The sequence below is a fragment of the Dietzia aerolata genome (assembly GCF_014144865.1).
Lineage (GTDB): Bacteria > Actinomycetota > Actinomycetes > Mycobacteriales > Mycobacteriaceae > Dietzia > Dietzia aerolata.
Genome location: NZ_JAALDM010000305.1, coordinates 1,716 through 2,011 on the forward strand (window position 1 = coordinate 1,716; position 296 = coordinate 2,011).

Genomic DNA, 296 nt, shown 5'->3' on the forward strand with positions numbered 1-296 from the left:
GGGGTGCGGCTGTGTTTCTGCGTCCGACTGCCCGAGCGCGTGGAGCACGGAATCCAACTCGCGGCGCGTGGACGCGACGTCCTGCAGCCCGAACCAGGCACCTGTCTCCTCGGCGAGGGTGTTGAGGATGCGGAGATCGGGCATCGCATCGGTGCCGTTCAGTGCGGCGGCAAATGGTCGCGGGCGTCCCTCCCATGTCAGGAAGGTGCCGTCCTTCTCGGCCACGGGAGCAATCGGCAGGACCACGTCTGCGCGGTCGGTGACGTCACTGCGGCGCAGCTCGATGCTCACCACGA

The 296-nt window shown here is 67.9% G+C and carries 1 protein-coding gene; it reads right to left on the minus strand.

What is annotated here, in order from left to right:
* A partial coding sequence (locus G6016_RS15470; RefSeq protein ID WP_182633499.1) for a molybdopterin-dependent oxidoreductase occupies positions 1–296 on the minus strand: 296 nt, incomplete at both ends.